Source organism: Serratia sp. HNCC26DJ244, assembly GCF_057180565.1.
This window is the reverse complement of sequence record NZ_JBXUGO010000012.1, coordinates 1-22,503: the sequence shown is the minus strand read 5'-3', so window position 1 is coordinate 22,503 and position 22,503 is coordinate 1. Positions and strand designations below refer to the sequence as shown.

The following is a 22,503-nucleotide window of genomic DNA, read 5'->3' as shown; positions in this document are numbered from 1 at the left end:
GCAATGCAGTAACTCCCCTAACCATGGATATAAAACAGCAATATACCGGCTTTACATGCACAATTCCCGCATGTACTATTGAGCTAGTACAACAATACTTTTTCAATGGCTAGCCAGGAGTCACCATGCCAACCAACACCACTCATCAACCTTCCCGCCCTTCTGTCCTTGGTGGTGCGATGATTATTGCCGGTACCGCTGTCGGCGCAGGGATGTTTTCCATTCCTATTGTCACTTCTGGTGTATGGTTCAGTGGGTCTGTCGTGCTGCTGGTCTATACTTGGGCCTGTATGCTCATTTCCGGCTTGATGATCCTGGAAGCGACGCTTAATTTCCCTACCGGTGCCAGCTTCCCCACGATGGTAAAAAGCCTACTGGGTAAGGGGTGGAATACACTTAATAGTTTATCCATCACCTTTGTTTTATATATTTTGACTTACGCCTATATCTCGGCAGGTGGCTCGATTATTGCCCACACTCTGGAGGACATCATCGGTACCAGTCAGGCGGTTTCTGGCTTGGTGTTTGCCATGGTCGTGGCCTTTATTGTCTGGTTATCAACTCGTGCCGTTGATCGCCTCAGCACCATTCTGATCGGTGGAATGGTGATCACTTTTGTGCTGTCCGTTGGGGATATGTTTACTCATGTTCAATCAACCCTATTATTTAATCGCAATGAGAGTCACCCCAGCTATCTGCCCTATGCGTTGGCTGCGATGCCCTATTTGCTGACCTCATTTGGTTATCATGGCAACGTCCCGGGGTTAGTGAAGTATTACCATAAAGACAGTGGCGCGGTAGTGCGTAGTTTGGTGTATGGCACGCTACTGGCTCTGGTGATCTACATCCTGTGGCAGTATGTGATTCAAGGCAATATTCCCCGAGACGCCTTTAAACAAGTGATTGCTGAAGGCGGTAATATTGGCAATCTGCTCAAACAAATGGGGCATGCGTCCAGTAGCCAAGCTGTCGGCCAGTTACTCAATGCGTTCTCTTATATGGCACTGGCGAGTTCATTCCTTGGCGTATCGCTCGGCTTGTTCGATTTCCTCGCCGACTTTTTCAAATTTAGTGATAGTCCCGTTGGCCGCACGCAATCTGCACTGCTCACCTTCGTCCCTCCAGCGTTAGCTGCAGTTCTGTTTCCTAACGGTTTCCTGTATGCCATTGGTTTTGCTGGCCTGGCGGCCACGGTTTGGGCGGTGATTGTGCCAGCAATGATGGCTCGCGCGAGCCGCCGTCAATTCCCGCTAGCCAAATACCGTGCTCCAGGTGGCCAGGGTATGATCCTGTTTATCCTGCTCTTTGGTTTGATTAATGCTATCGCTCATGGGCTAACGCTGTTTAATTTACTGCCAGTGTTTAAATAGCAACCAAGGGCGGTATTCACCGCCCATTTGCCGCACTCTTTTTACACCAGACTCTTGCCTGAAAAGCAGGGTACGAGTAACGTGTGACAACTTTTAAAAATTTCTACCCTTACGGATTTCAACTGGCAACCAGAGGCGCATTCAGAACAAATAGCGCCCTGACCATTTGAATCACAACGGGTCACTATCGACAGGTTTTTTTCATGGCAAAAGCAAACGAAATCAAACGTGGTATGGCGATCAACTACAATGGCAAATTGCTGTTGGTGAAAGATATTGATATCCAGAGCCCAAGCGCCCGCGGGGCCAGTACTTTGTATAAAATGCGTTTTTCCGACGTTCGTACCGGCCTGAAGGTAGAAGAGCGTTTTAAAGGTGATGACATTCTCGATACCATCAGTCTATCCCGCCGAAAAGTGAGCTTTTCTTATATAGACGGTGAAGAGTATGTCTTTATGGATGAAGAGGATTACAGCTCGTATATCTTCAAGAAAGATCAAATTGAAGATGAGCTGCTGTTTATTCCGGAAGCAGGCTTGCCAGGCATGCAGGTACTGACGTTGGAAGGTCAAGTATTGGCATTGGAACTGCCACAAACTGTGGACATGGAAATTGTTGACACCGCCCCAGGCATCAAAGGGGCTTCTGCTAGTGCGCGCAATAAACCCGCCACCATGGCCACCGGTTTAGTTATTCAAGTGCCAGAATATCTCAGTGCTGGAGACAAAATCCGCATCCATATCGCTGAGCGTCGCTATATGGGCCGCGCTGATTGATATCGCATAACATACCATGCCAGGCTTCCCGCTGGCATGGTATGAGTTAATACACTAACGATATACGACTGTCATCACGGCCAGTTTCTGCTGTTGATCTATCCATTTCATTTCGGTAGTGCCGATATTCAACGGCAACTCTTTACTACGACCATCAACATTTGCCAGAGTCTGCGCCGACGTGTAATTATGACCATTACGATAACATTGAGTATTAGCTGTTGAATTGTCCACGTTGGTTAAACAGGGGCTTTCAACAATGGCACCGACAAAGTTAATCACTCCGCCCGTCGTGCCAGCTTGACTTGCAGCCATCCATGAAGACAACACTCCTGCGATTAAGAATAACCGTAAGATGTTCATGGTAACCTCAACTTTTGTTAAGTTACTTTACACTCATGTGTTAAGTCCCTTTAAACATTTATTGTTAAGTCTCTTTAAACATAGTGCATTCTTTAGGAATACGAGTCATCAATAGGTGGTTTTTTATTACAATTATGTAACCAAAAGTGCGATTTGATTTAATACACTGATCGGGAAAGTATTTTTATCTTGATCGTTAAAATAAAAATCAGATGCCTCAAATAAGAACTGTTTTCAATTGCAAATTTATATTGCTGTAGATTTCAGCTCAGTATTGATGTACTTAATAAATCAACAAGCCTTAAGAATCATTGAAATAACTCTGACTTATTGAGAGGAAAACATGACAAAAACCAATCTGATCACCGGCTTTCTCGGCAGTGGCAAAACCACGACCATCCGTCATCTTCTCGCCAATAAGCCAGAAAATGAGCGTTGGGCGGTACTGGTGAACGAGTTTGGCGAGATTGGTATTGATGGCGCTCTGTTAGCAGATAGCGGTGCGGTATTAAAAGAGATCCCCGGCGGTTGCATGTGCTGTGTGAATGGCTTGCCAATGCAACTGGGGCTTAACCTGCTGCTCCAGCAAGCAAAGCCCGACCGATTATTGATAGAACCCACCGGTCTGGGGCACCCCAAGCAGATCCTGGCGCTGTTAACCCAAGAGACCTATGGCGGATGGATTGACCTGCGGGCAACGCTCTGTTTGCTTGATCCTCGCCAATTGGGTCAGCCTCGTTACTACGAAAATGAAAATTTCCGTGACCAATTGGCGGCTGCCGATATCATCATCGCCAATAAAATGGATACCTGGCAACCCCAGGATGCCCAGGCACTCAGCGAGTGGCAAGCACAGCAGGGGCAACAACGACCTGTTTATCCCCTCGAACAGGGGCGTATAGACCTGAAGTTGTTAGACCTGCCACGCACCAATCACATCGAATTAGCCGATGCACAGCAGCATAATCACCCTGCTCAATCCAAGGGATTGGCCGCCCTGCGTCTCACTAAAAATGATCGTTGGCGCAGAGCACTTAATCATGGCCAGGGATTTACCAGTTGCGGCTGGATTTTTGATCATCAAACCCAGTTTGATACCGTTGGCATGATGGAGTGGATCCGCTTGGCCCCCGTTGAACGGGCAAAAGCCGTAGTACGCATTGCCGAAGGGTGCTTGCTGATCAATCGACAAGGGCAGGACCTCAGTATTGAAACACGCCCTGTGCCACCGTTGGACAGCCGGGTAGAATTAATCCATAGCGCCGAAGCAGATTGGAATAGCCTACAATCTGCCCTATTAAAGATTCGTTTGAGTGAATAATTGACTATCACACTTGGCGGAACGATACCGATTCCGCCATTTAACACAAAGCCAACATAAGCACTACATATTGTTTTATTTATGTAAACACTTACATTTTTTTCAATCAAACCCAAAAAAAACTCGCAATCATCACCTCATTCCGGTAGTCTCAGCGCGTTATGCCTAACTAAGAGCGTCAGTAACCCGCTGATTAAAAATGTGCGTTGTAGCACATCTGGGACGATAACTGATTGTTCTTCTTATGAGTGAAGGCTACCCTCGTAAAGTTTGGTATTTTTAGATAGCGGATTCATCGCTAAGGATTTCAAGGGAATATAACTACAATGGTCAAGTCTCAACCTTTTATGAGATATTTTTTGCGGGTCGTGCCTGCAATCACAGTAGCAATGATGCTTTCAGCCTGTGGCTCAACAAACACTTCGAAGTTAGATGGCTCACAAACTGAGATGCATGCAGTTAATGACAAAAATGGTCTTTTACTGCAAGCCTCTCAGGATGAATTCGAAGCCATGGTGCGTAATGTTGACGTCAAGTCAAAGATTATGACCCAATATGCAGCTTGGAAAGGCGTTCGTTATCGTTTAGGTGGTGAGACTAAGCGCGGCATTGATTGTTCTGGATTTGTACAGCGTACTTTTCGCGAACAATTTGGTATGGATTTGCCCCGCTCAACTTACCAACAAAGTGACATGGGTAAGAAAATCCAGCGTGCTAAATTGCGTGTCGGCGATTTAGTGTTATTCCGTGCTGGCTCTACGGGCCGCCATGTGGGTATTTATTTAGGCAACGACAAATTCGTTCATGCCTCTACCAGCATTGGTGTGACAATCTCCAGTATGAATGACAGCTATTGGAACAAGCGCTATCATGAAGGGCGTAGAGTATTAAGTAAAAGCTCTAGCTAATAGCGGCATACCAGATTGAGTCCTAAATCCCGAACAAACGAGATAAAAACGCGACCCTATGGTGGCGTTTTTTTTTGTAAGCCTCCCCTTGCTATACTCAATTTGACCATTCAGCAGTTATACTCGTCAAACTTCCCGTTGCATGCATATTAGCTGCAAATTATAAAGCCGCGGTGACTATAATACAGACAATAGAAGAATGATGGTTTAATACCCGGAGCTGTAGGAGCAAATTATGGGCTTAAAGCGGGCGTTTGCACGCCATGCTTCACACAAACGACGTAGCCTGATTAAAAGCAGTATTGCCGCTCTGGCTTTTTTTGTTGTCTTTACGTTCACAACGCTATTTCTGATTAGCCATCAGCGCAGTCAATATCAACATGAACTTGAAATGCGCATAGAGAAATTTACGGTTGATTATTTCGATCACCTGATAGAAATCATGCAGCAGTTGATGCCACTCGCGGATAAATCCTGCCCTACCGCTCAAGACGATCTCTCTTATCGTGCTGCGTTCACTTCGGGTGTTCGCACGTTTGTTCTGGTACGTAATGGTATTGCTTACTGCTCTTCCGCCATCGGAAACATGATGCTGGAGACACAGGTTCTTTACCCTGAAGTCGACTGGCAAAAACCACTGGACCTAAAATTGCGACAAGGTACCGCCTTTGTACCGGAAAGACCGGCCATCGCGTTGTGGCTACAACAGCCAGGTGCAGGTAATACTGGCGTATTGGCCACACTGGATCTTAGCCTGACCCCTTATCTGCTGCTCACCGCTCATCAAGATGATGCTCAAGGATTAGCCATTGTGATGGGCAAAAATGCCATGACCACCTTTAGCCCAGACCTGATGCCGGTAACGCAATTACCCACCACCCATGCCAGTAGTCTGCACATTGAAAAATACCCCTTGACCCTCCTTTTCTACCACCAGCAACTAACCGCTGACAATATACGTTTTACGGTTCTCGGTAGCCTGGCGCTTTCCTTGCTGGTCAGCGTACTGTATTACTTTCTGCAGATACTCAACCAGAGCCCTGACCGAGCACTGCGCAGAGGCATCAAGCGTAATGAGTTCTTTGTGGAGTACCAGCCGGTCTACCACAGTAAAACGGGCTCGCTTGCTGGATTGGAGGCATTGATCCGCTGGCAACACCCTACGGAAGGGCGGATCCCGTTGGAACTGTTTATTCCCTATGCTGAAACTGCCGGGCTAATCATTCCGCTAACGCGCCATCTGTTCAGCCTGATCGTGGCGGACACCCCGCAGTTGGTGGAAATTTTGCCCAAAGGGGCCAAAATCAGCCTCAATCTCGCCCCTTCTCATCTCGCTGTCGCTTCATTTCGTGATGATATTCTCAACCTGTTGGCACAATTTCCGCGCGAACACTTGACGTTGGTTGTGGAAATTACGGAACGCGGCATGGTAGAGGAGAAGAATGCTAAAGATGAATTTGACTGGCTACATCACCATGGCGTCGAGATCGCGGTAGACGACTTTGGCACCGGCCACAGTGCGTTGATCTACCTGCAACATTTCACCCTGGACTACCTGAAAATCGACCAGGGTTTCGTCCGTTTTATCGGTCATGATACCGTTACCGTCCCAGTATTAGATGCGGTCATTTCACTGGCTAAAAAACTAAAAATGCAAACCATCGCCGAAGGGGTGGAAACCATCGAGCAAGTCAATTTCCTGCGAGAGCGTGGCGTTAATTTTCTACAGGGCTATTATTTCAGTAAACCGCTTAACATTGAGGATCTGATGGCCTTTTGCCAGACTACCTCTGAGTAGGGAACTTGAATTATAGCGAATCGCGCTCAGACCTTTAAACTTCTTTACCCTGCAACGCAGGGCAAAATGGTATGCTAGCGGCCAAATCAATCAGTTAACACCCATATTCATCCAGGTGACTGCGCAAAAGTATCGATTGAAATACTGCAACGCAGCGAGGCTAATGGATGAACCCGATAACTGAGGGCCGCCATCCCCACAGTTTGAATAACACGGGTAAATTGCAGCAGGAGCTTACCGTAGAGATGTCTATCCGCATTTTTGCCGCGCTGGCCCTTTCGGCCCTCAGTTTCTGCTTGCAGGCTGAAACACTGAATGAAAGCTATGCGTTCGCCGCACTCGGTGAACCCAAATATTCCAGCGACTTTGGCCATTTTGACTATGTCAACCCGGCGGCCCCGAAAGGGGGAGATGTGCGCCTGGCGGCCATTGGCACTTATGATAACTTCAACCGTTTTGCTTCGCGCGGTGTGCCAGGTGAGCGAACACGTGAGCTCTACGACACATTATTCACCACCTCCAACGATGAACCTTCCAGCTATTATCCGCTAATTGCTGAATCAGCGCGGTTTCCTGCCGATATGCGTTGGATGGAGCTGGATATCAATCCACATGCCCGCTTTCATGATGGTAGCGCGATCACCGCTGCGGATGTTGCCTTCACCTTTAACAAATTTATGACCGAAGGTGTACCGCAATTTCGCTCAATTTACAAAGGTGTCACGGTAAAAGCCCTTTCTCGGCTTACCGTACGTATAGAACTACCCGAGCCCGATAAAGACAAGTTACTCGGCCTTTTCACGCTACCTATCCTGGCAGAGAATTTTTGGAAAAATCACCCGCTGAATGAACCACTCAGCACCCCACCGTTGGGCAGTGGGCCGTATAAAGTGGGGAGTTATCGTTTAGGCCAATATATTACCTACGAGCGGGTGCGCGACTATTGGGCCGCGAATCTGCCAGTAAACCGTGGGCGTTTTAACTTTGATACCCTGCGTTACGACTACTATCTCGACGATAACGTCGCGCTCGAAGCATTTAAAGCCGGCGCCTATGATTTCCGCCTGGAAAGCTCACCTAAAAATTGGGCCTCTCAGTATCAGGGGGGGAATTTTGCCCGCAACTTTATTATTAAACAGGACGATACCAACCAAGCGGCACAAAATGCCCGTTGGTTAGCCTTTAATACCCAACGCCCCCTCTTTGCTGATCGCCGGGTACGCGAAGCCATTACCTTAGCCTTTGATTTCGACTGGATGAATAAAGCGCTCTATTATGAGGCCTATCAACGCACTAATAGCTATTTCCAGAATACCCCCTATGCGGCAACAAACTACCCCGACGCAGCAGAGTTAACCTGGCTGGCACCATTAAAAAGCAAAGTTCCTGAAGAGGTGTTCACCACCATTTATCAGCCCCCTTCTTCTGATGGCAGTGGTAATGATCGTGAAAACCTGCTGAAAGCCACCGAATTACTGCAGCAAGCTGGTTGGGAAGTGAAGAATCAGCAACTGATCAACAGTAAAACTGGCAAACCATTCACCTTTGAGCTGATGCTATTAAGTGGCAGCAACTTTCAGTATGTCTTGCCCTTTCAGCACAATCTGAAGCGCTTAGGTATTGATATGCAGATCCGTGAAGTTGATGCCAGTCAGTTCACGCGACGCCTGAGAACCCGTGACTTCGATATGATGCCAAAAGTATATGCGGCAATGCCGTTTCCCGATGCTGATCTCCAGATTATCTGGGGCTCACAATATCTGGACTCAAGCTACAATACGCCTGGTGTCAATGATCCAGCAGTAGATGCCTTGATTGAGCAAATCATCAAACATCAAGGGGATGAAAATGCCTTACTTTCCCTTGGCCGTGCGCTAGACCGCGTGCTGACCTGGAACATGTATATGCTACCCATGTGGTATTCAAACCATGACCGCTATGCTTATTGGGATAAGTTCTCTTCTCCACCACAACGCCCAACCTATTCTCTTGGCTTTGATAGCTGGTGGTTTGACGTCAACAAGGCTGCCCGCCTGCCGTCGCAACACCAATAAGGAGACGCCGTGGCCGCTTATCTGATACGCAGATTACTGCTGGTGATCCCAACATTGTGGGCCATCATCACTATCAACTTTTTCATTGTGCAAATCGCACCTGGTGGCCCGGTTGATCAGGCTATTGCCACCATTGAGCTGGGGCAAGTCAGCGGCTTTAGTGGCGGCGGTGCTAGTGACGGTCTTGGGCATGCCAAAGCCGGGGGGGGCAACGTTGGTGAAGGCCAATATCGCGGTTCCCGCGGGCTCGACCCTGAAGTGATTGCAGAAATAACCAAACGCTATGGTTTTGACCAACCCCTGTATCAGCGTTACTTCACCATGTTGTGGAACTATATGCGCCTCGATTTTGGTGAAAGCCTGTTTCGTGGTGCCTCGGTAATGCAACTTATCGGCCAGAGTCTGCCGGTTTCCATTACCCTGGGCTTGTGGAGTACGCTGATTATCTACCTGGTGTCGATTCCGCTGGGGATCCGCAAAGCGATTCACAGTGGCAGTGCTTTTGATACCTGGAGCAGTGCGCTAATTATCATCGGTTATGCCATTCCGGCATTTCTGTTTGCCATTCTGCTGATTGTGGTGTTTGCCGGGGGCAGCTATCTGGATTGGTTCCCGTTACGTGGGCTGGTTTCAAGTAACTTTGCCACCCTGTCGTGGCATGGCAAAATTCTTGATTATCTCTGGCATATTACGTTACCGGTGCTGGCTACCGTTATCGGTGGGTTTGCCGCGTTGACGATGCTAACCAAAAACGCGTTCCTTGATGAGATCCGCAAACAATATGTGGTCACCGCCCGTGCCAAAGGGCTGGATGAGAAAAAAATTCTTTACCGACATGTTTTCCGTAATGCCATGCTGCTGGTGATTGCGGGTTTTCCTGCCACTTTTATCAGCATGTTTTTTACCGGGTCACTACTGATTGAAGTGATGTTTTCACTCAATGGCCTTGGGTTGCTAGGCTATGATGCCACCTTGCAGCGCGATTATCCGGTGATGTTCGGCACCTTGTACATATTTACCCTCATCGGCCTACTGCTCAATATCCTGAGTGATATCACCTATACCTTGGTTGACCCACGCATTGATTTCGAGGCCCGCCAATGAGCCGCTTAAGCCCCATCAATCAAGCCCGTTGGGCACGTTTTCGCAGCAATCGCCGTGGCTATTGGTCGCTGTGGATTTTTTTGATTTTCTTTATACTCAGCTTGGCCGCCGACCTGATTGCCAACGATAAACCCTTACTGGTGCGCTATGAAGGCCGCTGGTATCTCCCCTTGATGGTCAACTATAGCGAAACCACTTTTGGCGGCCAGTTCAAGACCACCACAGATTTTCAAGACCCCTTTGTGCTCAGCCAAATTGAAAAACACGGCTGGGCCATTTGGGCACCGATCCGTTTTAGCTATAACACCATCAATTTTGCCACTGAGGTGCCCTTCCCCTCACCTCCATCACGGCACAATCTGTTGGGCACAGACAGTAATGGCAGTGATGTATTGGCGCGGGTACTGTACGGTTTTCGTATCTCAATGCTGTTTGGGCTGGCACTGACGCTGTTCTCCAGCGTGATCGGCATCTGTGTCGGCGCAACGCAGGGCTATTACGGCGGTCGGATTGATCTCTGGGGGCAACGGCTAATCGAGGTCTGGTCTGGGATGCCGACTCTGTTTCTTATCATTTTGCTCTCCAGCATTATACAACCCAATTTCTGGTGGTTGCTGGCGATTACGATTCTGTTTGGTTGGATGAGTCTGGTGGGGGTTGTACGTGCTGAATTCCTGCGCACGCGCAATTACGATTACATTCGTGCTGCGCGCACCCTGGGCGTACCGGACAGGGTGATTATGTATCGCCATATGCTGCCTAACGCCATGGTCGCCACCTTGACCTTTCTGCCCTTTATTTTATGTGGCTCGATCACCACTCTCACCTCCTTGGATTTTCTTGGTTTTGGCTTACCCCTTGGCTCCCCTTCCCTCGGTGAGTTGCTATTACAGGGTAAAAACAATTTGCATGCACCCTGGCTGGGTATTACCGCCTTTCTGGTTCTGGCTGTGTTGCTCTCACTGTTAATCTTTATCGGCGAGGCGGTACGCGACGCCTTCGACCCCAGCAAGGTGCACTGATATGACTCCCCCGCTGCTCACCATTGAGGATCTCTGCATTGCCTTCCGCCAAGGGGGTACAGTTAATCAGGTGGTTAATGGCGTTTCGCTGCAAATTGAACAGGGCGAGACACTGGCTCTGGTGGGTGAATCCGGTTCTGGCAAAAGTGTCACCGCGCTGTCGGTACTGCGCCTGTTACCCTCCCCACCAGTGATTTATCCCGGTGGAGATATCCTGTTTAACGGTCATTCACTGCTGCACGCAACGGAAGCTGAACTACATCAAGTGCGTGGCAACCAGATATCAATGATTTTTCAAGAACCCATGGTTTCACTCAATCCGTTGCACACCATTGAAAAACAGTTGAGCGAAGTTTTGATACTGCATCGGGGGATGCGCCGCGACAGCGCCCGCAGTGAACTGATTCAATGCCTGGATCGGGTTGGTATCCGCAATGCCAAAGGGCGGTTGAAGGATTTCCCGCACCAACTTTCTGGTGGCGAACGCCAGCGCGTGATGATAGCGATGGCGGTACTCACCAACCCCAAACTGTTAATTGCCGACGAACCCACCACCGCATTGGATGTGACCATTCAGGCACAAATTTTAACGCTATTAAAAGAGCTAAAGCAGGAACTGGGCATGGGATTGCTGTTTATCACCCATAACCTGAATATCGTTCGCCGCCTGGCAGATAACGTAGCGGTGATGCACCAAGGATACTGCGTGGAGCAAAGCAGCCGGGAAAGGTTGTTCACGTTGCCGCAACATCGTTATACCCAGCAACTGTTGGCCGCTGAAGATTTGGGGAAACCGCTGCCACTGCCATCAGTTGAAACGCCGGAAGAGGCCCCTCCCTTGTTAAAAGTGGAAAATTTGCAGGTCTGCTTTCCCATCAAACGCGGTTTATTGCAGCGCGTTGTTGATCAAAACACCGTGCTGAAAAACTTGAGTTTTACCTTACAACCCGGTGAAAGTATCGGGCTGGTGGGTGAGTCGGGTTCCGGTAAAAGCACTACAGCTCTGGCATTGTTACGCCTGATAAACGCCAAAGGGGCCATCTGGTTTAATGGCCAGCCACTGCATACCTTCAATAACCAGCAAATGCTGCCCTATCGCAGTCAAATACAAATGGTTTTCCAGGACCCTTATTCCGCCTTGAATCCACGTTTGAACGTGCTGCAGATCATTGCCGAAGGATTGGCCGTACACCAACAGTTGACCAGCGAGCAACGTGAACAACGAGTCATTGAAGCGCTACAGGAAGTGGGGCTGGATCCTGAACTGCGGCACCGTTATCCCAATGAATTCTCTGGTGGGCAACGCCAGCGGATCGCCATTGCACGCGCCTTGATCCTGCAACCACAACTGCTGATCCTGGATGAGCCGACCTCATCATTGGATAAATCAGTACAAGCGCAGATATTGCTGCTACTGAAATCGTTACAACAGCGACATCATCTAGCTTATCTATTTATCAGTCACGACCTGCAAGTGGTTCGTTCACTCTGCCATCAGGTGATTGTCTTGCGCCAAGGTGAAGTGGTGGAACAGGGTGACTGCCAAGTCATTTTCAATACGCCTGCGGCGAGCTATACACAGCAACTGTTACAATTGGTGGATTAACAACATCATTTAGAAGGGGTAGATCTCACTGATCTGTTCGGCAATTGCGGCACCGATATCTTTTAGCCGACATAGCGCGGCACTTTCATCACGACAGTGAACAAACAGGCAAGGCTCACCTTCCCATTCAACCACCGCGCAATCGATCTTAATCGTTTGCAACGACAACTTGAGTTGTTGCATGACTTGCTCTGCATCCAGCCCATCAGGGCTGAGCAATTTCAGGCCAATCAAATGGTTACCTTCATTTGAGCCACTCTGTGCCGTGGGCTCAACCTTGACGCCGGTAAACCCTGATAGCCAACGATAATTTTGCGGTAAGCGATGTACCACCGAAAGCTGAACACTGTTCACATAGAATTCCCAAGTTCAAAATTAAACATTTCGTTTACATTAAACGCTATCTAGTTATAGCTTTAATCACCAGGCTTCACCGCCAAAATCGTTACTAAAACGTACAATGTACCAGCAGCAACTCGACAGATTATCCCTGGCTGGGCTTTCCTGGCGGCAAAAAAACCCTTATCATGTTTGTGATCTTCAACACATTTTTTCGCTATATTTACCTATTTTAAGCCCGCATGGCAACATTTTTATTTCAAAATGGACACGTAAATTACTTAATATATTTACATTTTGTCATTAATTGAATTATTCCCAGAATTTGGAATGATAAATCCCTTTGATTTAAAACAAAATTAAATCAATACCATGATAAAGAATGGTCAATATCCTCCGGGTTAAAACACAGCTTCTCACTTGGAATATCGAGTTAAATTAACAATAAACCCACAATTTATTTACTGTTATTGTGCCTTCGGGGGGACCAAATGACTGGCAGGCCATCGATAAGCAAATCCCCCCATTGAATCAAGTCAATGGGAGGACTTTAATACCTTAGCCAAATCAGGCAGGGTGCTGACCGGAGCGATAAGCATATAAATACAACGACACGGCAATAATGCCGCACAATGCCATAGAGGAGACCATCGGCCATGCGCTGTTACCCGGTGCCAGTGACAATATCGCCCCCACCAATGCACCAATACTAAAACGCAGCGTACCAGCCAACGAAGACGCAGTCCCTGCCATGTGTGGGAAATCATCCAGAATAACCGCCATCGCATTAGAAGAGATCATCGCGATACAGCCGATATAAACCGCAACACCTAACACCAATGCCCAGAAACCGAACCCACCTGCACTGACTAGCAACAGCCACAGCCCCATTGCCAGTTGCACAAACAACCCCAGTCGGAACATTTTAAGTGCCCCCACTCGGCGGACATAGCGGCTGTTAAACCAGGTTGTCAGGAACAAAAATACGATATTCAGCGCAAAGTAATAGCCAAAATGCTGCGGTAACACGTTGTTGAGTTCAATGTAGACAAAAGGCCCAGCGCTGAGGAAAGAGAACATACCAGCAAATGAAAATGCACTGGCCAGCATATAGCTCAGTACACGTTTGTGGCGGAACAGTGAGCCGAAATTTCTCAGTGTGGTGTACAGATGGAATTTTTGCCGCCGCTCTTTGGGTAATGTCTCTTTGATAAAGAACGCCACCAGCACCGAGCCCAACAATGCAGCCGCCCCCATGGCCCAGAAAATAGCATGCCAATTAAACCACAATAGCAAAGCACCACCGAGCATCGGTGCCAACAGAGGGGCAATCGTCATCACCAGAATGACAAACGACATCATGCGTGAGAACTCATCCTTGGTGAACATGTCACGCATCAGCGCATTGATCACCACACTGGCCGCTGCGGCAGACAAACCATGCAGTAAACGCAAAATGATCAGTTGATCTATCGATTGAGCCATCGCACAGGCACCACCCGCAATAGCAAAAACCAAGGTTCCCCACAAGATCACCGGCTTACGACCGAGACTGTCTGACATCGGCCCATAGAACAACTGACCAATAGCAAACCCGAGCATGTAAGCACTGAGCGTCATCTGCACCTGACCTGCACTCACCCCAAATTGCTGGGCAATAATCGGCATGCTGGGCAGATACATATCGATCGCCAATGGCATCAGCATGGAAAGCAGGCCCAGGATAAAAATTAAACCGAGGTGAGACGGCCGGTTTTGTTGCATATTTAACACTTCCTTGGCATAAAAATATCAATCGGGTTGTTACGGGGCTACTGCGCTGGCAATCTCTTCTTCCGTCAGTGGGCGATAGTCTCCCGGTGCCAAATCTTCATCCAACACGATACCGCCAATGCGTTCCCGGTGTAATGCCACTACCCGGTTCCCCACAGCAGCAAACATTCGCTTCACCTGATGATAGCGCCCTTCACTGATCGTCAGACGCACCAGATTATCTTCGATTTTTTCCAACCGGGCTGGTTTGGTCAGATCTTTTTCATTATGCAACTGTACCCCCTGGGTAAACTGCTCTGCTGTATCCGCAGCCAGTGGATGTTCCAATGTCACCAGATAGGTTTTATCACAATGATGTTTTGGTGATGTGATACGGTGTGACCACTGGCCGTCATCGGTCATCAATACCAATCCGGTGGTATCAATATCCAGCCGACCTGCGGCATGCAGCTTGTAAGCCACCGGCTCATCGAGAAAATAGAGCACCGTGGGGTGATCGGGATCATCCGTCGAGCACACATAACCCTGCGGTTTGTTAAGCATAAAATAACGTGGTCCAGTCTGTTGGACTAAGACGTTGCCATCGAACGTCACCTCCTGCTGTGGGGTGAGTTTCATCGCGCCGCTCTTCACTATCTCACCATCTACGGTGACACGTTTCGCACGGAGTTCACGCACTACCAGTGCGCGGCTGATACCTAACTGCTGAGATAAAAACTTGTCCAATCGCATTGAGTCTGCTTTGCCTGTGGTTGTTATGATCATGTTGCTCGTCTGAGCATGATGTCCTGCTTATGCAGCGCCAAGGGCCGATAAACAGGCTTGAGAGGTATACTCTTCTTTCTTCACGTTGCCGCAGCATTGGCGACAACGCTATCGCGAGGGGCATAATAATAGAAACTTTTCCGCCCATCCGAAAGTATAATGTCACAATGTTAGTCGGCTGTTATATTGCAATTGGTTATATTGCAATTGGTTATGTTGCTAAATGGACATTTATAGTCAAAATCATTCGAATTGCTTGTTGGCGGCAAACGTTGGCCCAAAGGGTGAACCTCGGGAGCGAGGCGAGTAACCGCAGCCAACCCCCAAGCAACTTAAAGGATGAAGAGTATACTCCTCATTATCGTCAATGGTGTTAATACATGAGCTTTACCCTACGCCCTTATCAATTGGAGGCGGTCGACGCCACCATCAGACACTTCCGCCAACACCCTGAACCCGCGCTGATCGTGCTACCGACCGGTGCCGGTAAAAGCCTGGTGATTGCCGAGCTGGCAAAGCGCGCCCGTGGTCGAGTGTTGGTGCTGGCTCATGTTAAAGAACTGGTGGCACAGAACCACAGTAAATATTGCGCCTATGGGCTAGAAGCCGACATTTTCGCTGCGGGACTGCAACAAAAAGAGAGTGACGGCAAAGTCGTTTTCGGCAGTGTGCAATCCGTCGCACGCCACCTGCCGCTTTTTGATAATGCATTTTCGCTGTTGATCATCGATGAATGCCACCGTATCAGCGACGATGATGACAGCCAGTACCAACAAATTATCCGGCACCTACAAAAAAACAATCCCCAGCTACGCCTACTGGGACTAACAGCGACGCCCTATCGGCTAGGTAAAGGCTGGATCTATCAATATCACTACCATGGCACTCTACGCGGAGACAGTAATAGCCTGTTCCGTGACTGTATCTATGAGCTACCACTACGTTATATGATCAAACACGGTTTTCTGGTGCCACCGGAACGGCTGGATATGCCAATCGTGCAGTACGATTTCAGCCAATTAGCCGCCAGAAGTCACGGTCTGTTTAGTGAAGTCGATCTTAACCGCGAACTGAAAAAGCAACAACGTGTGACTCCACTGATCATCAACCAGATTATGGAATATGCCCAAACGCGCAAAGGGGTGATGATCTTTGCCTCAACGGTGGAACATGCGAGCGAAATATATGGTTTGCTACCCCGTGGCGATGCAGCGTTGGTCAGCGCAGAAACACCGCCTCTCGAACGCGATACCTTGATTGAAGCCTTCAAGCAGCAGCAATTGCGCTACTTGGTTAACGTCGCCGTGTTGACGACCGGCTTCGATGCCCCTCATGTCGACCTGATTGCCATTTTGCGGCCAACCGAATCGGTCAGCCTATATCAACAAATCGTCGGGCGCGGGTTAAGGCTGTTTCCCGGCAAAACCGATTGTTTGATCCTCGACTATGCGGGTAACCCCCATGATCTGTTCACCCCGGAAGTAGGTGGCAGTAAACCCCATGCTGACAGCCAACCTGTTCAGGTATTTTGCCCCGGTTGTGGCTTCGCCAACCTGTTTTGGGGCAAATGCACCCAGAGCGGTGAAATTATCGAGCACTATGGTCGCCGCTGCCAAGGGTGGTTTGAAGATGACCAAGGGAAACGTGAACAATGTGATTACCGCTTCCGCTTCAAAAGCTGCCCTCACTGTGGCGCAGAAAATGATATCGCCGCACGTCGTTGCGGCCAGTGCCAAGCGCTGTTGGTGGACCCGGATGATATGCTGAAAGCCGCACTCAAGCTGAAAGATGCCTTGGTATTACGCTGCAGCGGCATGGAATTACAAAGCGGTCAGGATAATAAAGGGGAATGGCTGCAAGCCACCTATTATGATGAAGATGGCTGCAGTACCAGCGAACGCTTTCGCCTACAAACACCGGCTCAGCGTAACGTTTTTGATAAGCTGTTCTTGCGCCCACATCAACGAGCCCCCGGTGTACCCTTCCATTGGCAAACCGCGCTGGAGATCCTCAGCAAACAGGATTTATTACGCCATCCTGACTTTGTTGTTGCACGCAAACGTGGTCAGTTTTGGCAAGTTCGCGAAAAAATTTTTGATTATCAAGGGCGTTTTCGCCGTGCCAATGAGCTCTAACCTTTACTGCTTCTCGTTATCCCCAGGTGGCAGCTTGATTGAGCTTGAGGGCATCAGGCAGGTTTCCATTGCCCACAGCGCCGCTTTCCGTTAAAATGCCGCCCGCTTTACTTGGCTATTTCCAAGGTAAAAGCAGGTTATCGAGCCTGTTACTGGGTCGCCTGTAGCAGGATACATTTTCTTAAAGAGAAAAAACAATGTTCACTATCAATGCACAAGTACGTAAAGACCAGGGTAAGGGTGCGAGCCGCCGCCTGCGTGCAGCAAACAAATTCCCCGCTATCGTTTACGGTGGTAAAGAAGCTGCAATCTCCATCGAATTAGACCATGATTCAGTGAAGAATATGGAAGTAAAACCAGAATTCTACAACGAAGCAATCATTCTGGTTATCGATGGTAAAGAAACCAAAGTTAAGGTTCAGGCTGTTCAGCGTCACCCATTCAAGCCTAAACTGGCTCATATCGACTTCATGCGCGCTTAATCGCCATATTGTCGTGCCTTCGGAATATCGAAGCAAAAAACGCCGCAATCGCGGCGTTTTTTATTGTCTGAAGTCAGGGAGATAGCCTATTTAGCGTTGCCAGAACGGCGCTGTAACTGATCACGCAAATTAGGTGGCGTACCACGAATCGTCAAAGTATCGGTGGCTGGATCCCAGAAAATCCGCTCCCCTAGTAGCATGGCATCAAAGTTGATGCTGATACCACCACCACTGCCGGCAAACTTGGTCAATTGGCGTAATGTGCTGCGATCAGCGGGGAAACTCTCTTCCAACTGGTAACCTTGTTCACTGGAAAACTGCAAAAAATCCTTGTCCCCCACAGGCGCAATCTCTTGAGACAGCTCCTGTAACGCAATCTCTTCCCCCGCCTGCAGTTGTTCGTTGCAATAGCTGTAGACTTGCTGGCGTACTGATTGGCGTTGGTTTTTATCCAGTTGTGCATCAGTGCAATAATCATCCACTGCCTGCAATAAGCCACGGTTTTGCGCTTTGGTGTCCAGCCCTTCCGCCGCTGCCAAAAAATCCATAAAGAAATCAGAAACTTTACGCCCCACCCGACCTTTCAAAAACGTCAGATAACGGGTTGACTCTGGGTTGGTTTCCCACTCGGTCAAATCGATGCGAGCCACAATATCTGCATGATTAATATCCAGATAGTGCGTGGTGCTAATATCCAGCGTTTCATTAACATGCATACTGTTGCAGCTGTTAAGCACGGCAATCAGCAAGTACTCTACGGCCAAGTAACGATATTGGCCGAACAGCACCACACCACCTTCAGCAAACGGGTATTTAGCCAGTTCGTCACGCAAACGGCCTGTGGCCGCACGGCTAAACGCCAGGAAATCCTCATCCCCCTTGCGGCAATGGCGTAGTGCATCCGCTAGTTCACTCTGTTCGTTGAATAGGCCGTAGGCTTTGCTCTTGGCGCTGTATACGCGGTGCAGCTCTGCCATCATCTCTTCCACTGCCGCGTTGGTAGGAAGAAGGGAATCGCGCAACACCACATCCAGCGTCTGCTCATCACGTTTCACCAACTGGTGCAGTGCAATCTGCTCGATATCCAGACTCATGATCATTTCTCCTGTTCTTTGAGCGCGTATTCAAGCACTGAAGCGGTTACGCTGCAACACAAAAGCCACGCCATTAAATAATCCTCGACACGCTACTCAACCTCATACCACTTGCCCTGCTCCGCGGCTACTTGAGCGCCGCATTGATAAAAGAGCAGAAAATCACGACTCTATACGGTAAGATAAGAAAAATTTTCAGGCTTTGAGCTCAATCTTTATGCCACAATCATCCCGTTATAGTGACCAACATGTTGAACTACTGCTCTCTGAGCTGGTCAATGTTTTGGAAAAACATCATACACCCACTGACCTTTCCTTGATGGTACTGGGTAACATGGTAACCAACTTGATCAACACCAGTATCGCTCCCGCACTGCGGCAGTCGCTGGCCAGGTCATTTGCTGAAGCTCTACAGGCTTCTATCCATGAAGATAAAGCACATTAATAGTTAGTTATGGTGACAAACCGTCAACTTTATCGCGAAAAAGTCTCCCAGATGATCAGTTGGGGGCACTGGTTCGCCTTATTTAATATTTTGCTCAGCATTGGGTTGGGTAGCCGTTACCTGTTTGTTAGCGACTGGCCGTCATCACTCCTGGGCCGAATCTACGCCTTTGTCAGCCTGATTGGGCAATTCAGTTTTATTGTTTTTGCGGCCTATCTGCTTATTATCTTCCCGCTGACCTTTGTCGTGATGTCGCAACGCCTATTGCGATTTATCTCTGCAGCGCTGGCTACCGCCGGGCTCACCCTACTGTTGGTCGACAGTGCAATCTTTGCTCACTTCCACCTGCACCTTAACCCGGTGGTTTGGGAGTTAGTGATCAACCCAGAGCAGAGTGAAATGGCACGCTCTTGGCAGTTAATGTTTATCAGCGTCCCAGTGATATTCCTGGTCCAAATGCTCTTTGCCACCTGGAGCTGGCAGAAATTACGGAGTCTTAACCGACACAGCTTCGGCAAGCCCCTGGCGGTATTGTTTATCTGTTCATTCTTTGCATCCCACCTGTTCTATATCTGGGCTGATGCTAATTTTTACCGTCCTATCACCATGCAGCGCGCTAACCTTCCCCTCTCTTACCCGATGACCGCGCGTAAGTTTCTGGAAAAGCATGGTCTGCTCGACCCACAAGAGTATCAACGTCGTCTGATACAACAAGGCAACCCGGATGCAGCAGCGGTTGAATATCCGCTAAGTGATTTAACCTATAGGGATAAAGGTAGCGGCTATAACTTACTGATGATTGTGGTCAATGGCATTCGCAATAAAGATATTGCGCAAGATATGCCAGCCCTAACCCATTTTGCGCAGGAAAATATTCACTTCAGCAATCATTACAGCACAGGTAATCAAGCTGATACCGGGTTATTTGGCCTGTTCTATGGCATTTCCCCTACCTATCTGGATGGTATTCTGGCTGGGCGTAAACCTTCCGCCTTGATTAAAGCATTAAGCGATCAAGGCTATCAATTTGGCTTGTTCTCATCAGATGGCTTTAATGCCGCGCTTTACCGCCAAGCGTTGTTTGCCGACTTTTCATTACCACCCGCACCGTTGGCACAGAGCGATGCACAAACCACACGCCAATGGCAACAGTGGTTGGCCGATCGAAGCAACGATAGCCCATGGTTTTCTTACGTCAATTTCAGTGGCAGTGAATTGCCCAATAAAACCTTACCCGCAGATGCCTTTATCCAGCACTATCGCACTGGAGCAAACAAGATTGATGCACAGATTGCCCAGATGCTGACGACACTGAATGAGAAAGGCATGTTGGATAACACAGTCATCGTCATTACGGCTGAGCACGGTATGGAGTTCAATGATACTGATAAAGGAAACTGGGGGGCTGGTAATAGCTTTAACCGCCACCAATTACAGGTTCCGTTGGTGATCCGCTGGCCGGGTACACCTGCACAAAGCATCAATAAACTCACCAACCACAATGATGTGATGCGTACACTGATGCAGCGCCTGCTACATGTAAAAACCAGCGCTAACGATTACTCACAAGGTGAAGATCTCTTTACCCCACAGCGTAAAAATAACTGGGTCGCCACGGGTAATGGTAGCCAATTGGTCATTACCACCCCGACACAAACCCTGGTATTACAAGGTAATGGGCGTTATCACGCTTACGACCAAGACGATCAAGAAATCAAGGATGAAAAGCCACAGTTAGCCCTACTGCTGCAGGTCTTGACCGATGTCAAACGCTTTATTGCTAACTAACTGCTTAAATCTAAAGCGATCAGTAAGATGGCAACTTGAATTTAGTGCCAAAAACGGTAGTATAGCTTCCACTGCGTCGGCATGTAGCGCAGCCTGGTAGCGCACCGTCATGGGGTGTCGGGGGTCGGAGGTTCGAATCCTCTCATGCCGACCAACTTTTTATAGAAAAACCAACCTGTTACGGTTGGTTTTTTTATGTCTGCAATTTTACCATGGTAAAAAAATGGTAAAACCTCCGACGAAAAGCGCTGAAAAAGCTCCCCCTCCCTGTGTTCTCCAACCCTAAATGAAAACGAAGCCGGTTCGGGGTAGCTCTACGTATGTAGTGGCTGGTTTTGAGATTTCAACCCACATCCTTTCACTTCAGAACCACTGAACAAAATCACAGCATTTCAAACCAAATGACAATTTGGCTACATCAGAACAGGTCATGTATCATCTTAAGAGTCAACATACCGCTAACTGTCTCTAATTCCATTGAGGAAAAGTATGTCATCAAAAAATTTTGCCACCTTCTGGCTCGCTAGAGCCGATCTTCCATACTTTATTGAACCTCATGAATTTTACGTTTCGGAAGCAAAGCGTAGACTCCTATCGCAGTTTGGCGATTTAGAACAAGAAGCAGAAAGGAGAGAGCAACAGTATTTAGAGACTGCCGCAGAATATTTCGATCCTGATAACGATGATCTAATGGCTACCTACGAGCAAGCTTACCACGAGGGAATCAATTATGTATGGTCGCTACTGGAGATGCAAAATACCGTGTTGTTAGCAGTAACAGCAGGAATGTACCACCAGTTTGATAAAAAACTAAGAGAACACACCATCAAAGAACTAAGTAACTGGTTCAAAAAAGAGTTGATTACTACCCCCATGATCTGGAATTTAAATTTCCATCAGCTTATTGATTTGCTCGAATGGATCGGCCTCAAAATCAATGGAACTGAATACGGAGAAAGGATCAAAGCATGTAACTTGGTAGTAAACGTATACAAGCATGGGGACGGCGATTCACATCAAACACTATCATTCAATCATCCTGAATACTATCCACACCCTACCGATGTTCGAGGTACGCAAAACGTGCCTAGCCATGATGATTTACATGTCTCAGAAGATCAATTTGTAGAGTTTGCTGACGCAATAACTGCATTCTGGAAAGCAGTTCCAGAGAATTGCTACTACTCAGATCTCAAAGAAGAACCCAAATGGTTGAGTAAAGTTGTGACAAAATTAGAAAAAAAGCAGGAAGGAAATAGGGGTAATTAGCCCCATATCAAAACATCAAATTTGCAGTGTTCTGCTCCCCGTTTATTAGCATAGACTGAAGCTAACAATGTCCGCTGGCACGAAACGGACA

The 22,503-nt window shown here is 48.2% G+C and carries 19 protein-coding genes and 1 tRNA gene; 15 read left to right on the top strand and 5 right to left on the bottom strand.

Annotated features, from left to right (window positions below; genetic code table 11):
- The first annotated feature begins 125 nt into the window (after positions 1-125).
- Positions 126-1,370 carry a tryptophan permease gene (gene mtr, locus AC2A06_RS11250; protein WP_484380311.1) on the top strand — a complete coding sequence of 415 codons (1,245 nt, stop codon included), beginning with the start codon at positions 126-128 and terminating at the stop codon, positions 1,368-1,370.
- A 203-nt stretch (positions 1,371-1,573) separates the two neighbouring features.
- Positions 1,574-2,146: an elongation factor P-like protein YeiP gene (yeiP, locus tag AC2A06_RS11245; RefSeq protein ID WP_023491612.1), complete on the top strand. Its 573-nt coding sequence runs from the start codon at positions 1,574-1,576 to the stop codon at positions 2,144-2,146.
- A gap of 54 nt (positions 2,147-2,200) precedes the next feature.
- Here yeiP and AC2A06_RS11240 read toward each other — a convergent pair whose 3' ends face one another.
- Positions 2,201-2,509: a hypothetical protein gene (locus AC2A06_RS11240; RefSeq protein ID WP_023491613.1), complete on the bottom strand. Its 309-nt coding sequence runs from the start codon at positions 2,507-2,509 to the stop codon at positions 2,201-2,203.
- Between the two features lie 343 nt (positions 2,510-2,852).
- On the opposite strand from AC2A06_RS11240, the gene AC2A06_RS11235 reads away from it, so the two are divergent.
- The 7 genes from AC2A06_RS11235 to yejF all read left to right on the top strand — a co-directional run bounded on the left by AC2A06_RS11235 (position 2,853) and on the right by yejF (position 12,322).
- Positions 2,853-3,830 (top strand): CobW family GTP-binding protein, encoded by a 978-nt coding sequence (locus tag AC2A06_RS11235; protein ID WP_023490722.1) that lies wholly within the window; start codon positions 2,853-2,855, stop codon positions 3,828-3,830.
- Positions 3,831-4,156: 326 nt separating this feature from the next.
- Positions 4,157-4,738, top strand: coding sequence for a bifunctional murein DD-endopeptidase/murein LD-carboxypeptidase (gene mepS / locus AC2A06_RS11230; protein WP_473197465.1), 582 nt, complete (start codon positions 4,157-4,159; stop codon positions 4,736-4,738).
- A gap of 235 nt (positions 4,739-4,973) precedes the next feature.
- Complete coding sequence (locus tag AC2A06_RS11225) at positions 4,974-6,536, top strand: cyclic di-GMP phosphodiesterase (RefSeq protein ID WP_484380310.1); 1,563 nt, start codon at positions 4,974-4,976, stop codon at positions 6,534-6,536.
- 245 nt (positions 6,537-6,781) lie between these two features.
- Positions 6,782-8,590 (top strand): extracellular solute-binding protein, encoded by a 1,809-nt coding sequence (locus AC2A06_RS11220; protein WP_484380382.1) that lies wholly within the window; start codon positions 6,782-6,784, stop codon positions 8,588-8,590.
- A gap of 9 nt (positions 8,591-8,599) precedes the next feature.
- The gene (locus tag AC2A06_RS11215) at positions 8,600-9,694 is read left to right on the top strand and encodes a microcin C ABC transporter permease YejB (protein ID WP_023490726.1); all 1,095 of its coding nucleotides are present in this window, start codon (positions 8,600-8,602) and stop codon (positions 9,692-9,694) included.
- Positions 9,691-10,716 (top strand): ABC transporter permease, encoded by a 1,026-nt coding sequence (locus AC2A06_RS11210; RefSeq protein ID WP_023490727.1) that lies wholly within the window; start codon positions 9,691-9,693, stop codon positions 10,714-10,716. The genes AC2A06_RS11215 and AC2A06_RS11210 overlap by 4 nt, the downstream gene beginning before the upstream one ends.
- 1 nt (position 10,717) lies before the next feature.
- Positions 10,718-12,322, top strand: a complete 1,605-nt coding sequence (gene yejF / locus AC2A06_RS11205; RefSeq protein ID WP_484380309.1) for a microcin C ABC transporter ATP-binding protein YejF — start codon at positions 10,718-10,720, stop codon at positions 12,320-12,322.
- Between the two features lie 9 nt (positions 12,323-12,331).
- Here the strand turns inward: yejF and AC2A06_RS11200 are convergent, their stop codons facing one another.
- From AC2A06_RS11200 to rsuA, 3 genes are all read right to left on the bottom strand, one after another.
- Positions 12,332-12,676, bottom strand: a complete 345-nt coding sequence (locus AC2A06_RS11200; RefSeq protein WP_023490729.1) for a YejG family protein — start codon at positions 12,674-12,676, stop codon at positions 12,332-12,334.
- Positions 12,677-13,228: 552 nt separating this feature from the next.
- Positions 13,229-14,425 (bottom strand): Bcr/CflA family multidrug efflux MFS transporter, encoded by a 1,197-nt coding sequence (locus tag AC2A06_RS11195; RefSeq protein ID WP_484380308.1) that lies wholly within the window; start codon positions 14,423-14,425, stop codon positions 13,229-13,231.
- A 39-nt stretch (positions 14,426-14,464) separates the two neighbouring features.
- On the bottom strand, positions 14,465-15,166 hold the full coding sequence (rsuA, locus tag AC2A06_RS11190; RefSeq protein WP_023490731.1) for a 16S rRNA pseudouridine(516) synthase RsuA: 702 nt from the start codon (positions 15,164-15,166) through the stop codon (positions 14,465-14,467).
- A 413-nt stretch (positions 15,167-15,579) separates the two neighbouring features.
- Here rsuA and radD point away from each other — a divergent pair, with 413 nt between their 5' ends.
- The gene (gene radD / locus AC2A06_RS11185) at positions 15,580-17,334 is read left to right on the top strand and encodes a DNA repair helicase RadD (protein WP_484380307.1); all 1,755 of its coding nucleotides are present in this window, start codon (positions 15,580-15,582) and stop codon (positions 17,332-17,334) included.
- Positions 17,335-17,531: 197 nt separating this feature from the next.
- A complete protein-coding gene (gene rplY, locus AC2A06_RS11180) occupies positions 17,532-17,816 on the top strand; it encodes a 50S ribosomal protein L25 (protein WP_023490733.1) in 285 nt (94 codons plus the stop codon).
- 86 nt (positions 17,817-17,902) lie between these two features.
- Here the strand turns inward: rplY and yejK are convergent, their stop codons facing one another.
- Positions 17,903-18,910, bottom strand: a complete 1,008-nt coding sequence (gene yejK / locus AC2A06_RS11175; protein ID WP_023490734.1) for a nucleoid-associated protein YejK — start codon at positions 18,908-18,910, stop codon at positions 17,903-17,905.
- Positions 18,911-19,127: 217 nt separating this feature from the next.
- On the opposite strand from yejK, the gene AC2A06_RS11170 reads away from it, so the two are divergent.
- From AC2A06_RS11170 to AC2A06_RS11155, 4 genes are all read left to right on the top strand, one after another.
- Positions 19,128-19,355 carry a YejL family protein gene (locus tag AC2A06_RS11170; RefSeq protein ID WP_473197458.1) on the top strand — a complete coding sequence of 76 codons (228 nt, stop codon included), beginning with the start codon at positions 19,128-19,130 and terminating at the stop codon, positions 19,353-19,355.
- 9 nt (positions 19,356-19,364) lie between these two features.
- Positions 19,365-21,143: an LPS biosynthesis-modulating metalloenzyme YejM gene (yejM, locus tag AC2A06_RS11165; protein WP_484380306.1), complete on the top strand. Its 1,779-nt coding sequence runs from the start codon at positions 19,365-19,367 to the stop codon at positions 21,141-21,143.
- Between the two features lie 77 nt (positions 21,144-21,220).
- A tRNA-Pro gene (locus AC2A06_RS11160) sits at positions 21,221-21,297 on the top strand.
- 335 nt (positions 21,298-21,632) lie between these two features.
- On the top strand, positions 21,633-22,412 hold the full coding sequence (locus tag AC2A06_RS11155) for a hypothetical protein (RefSeq protein ID WP_484380305.1): 780 nt from the start codon (positions 21,633-21,635) through the stop codon (positions 22,410-22,412).
- The last annotated feature ends 91 nt before the right edge of the window (positions 22,413-22,503 follow it).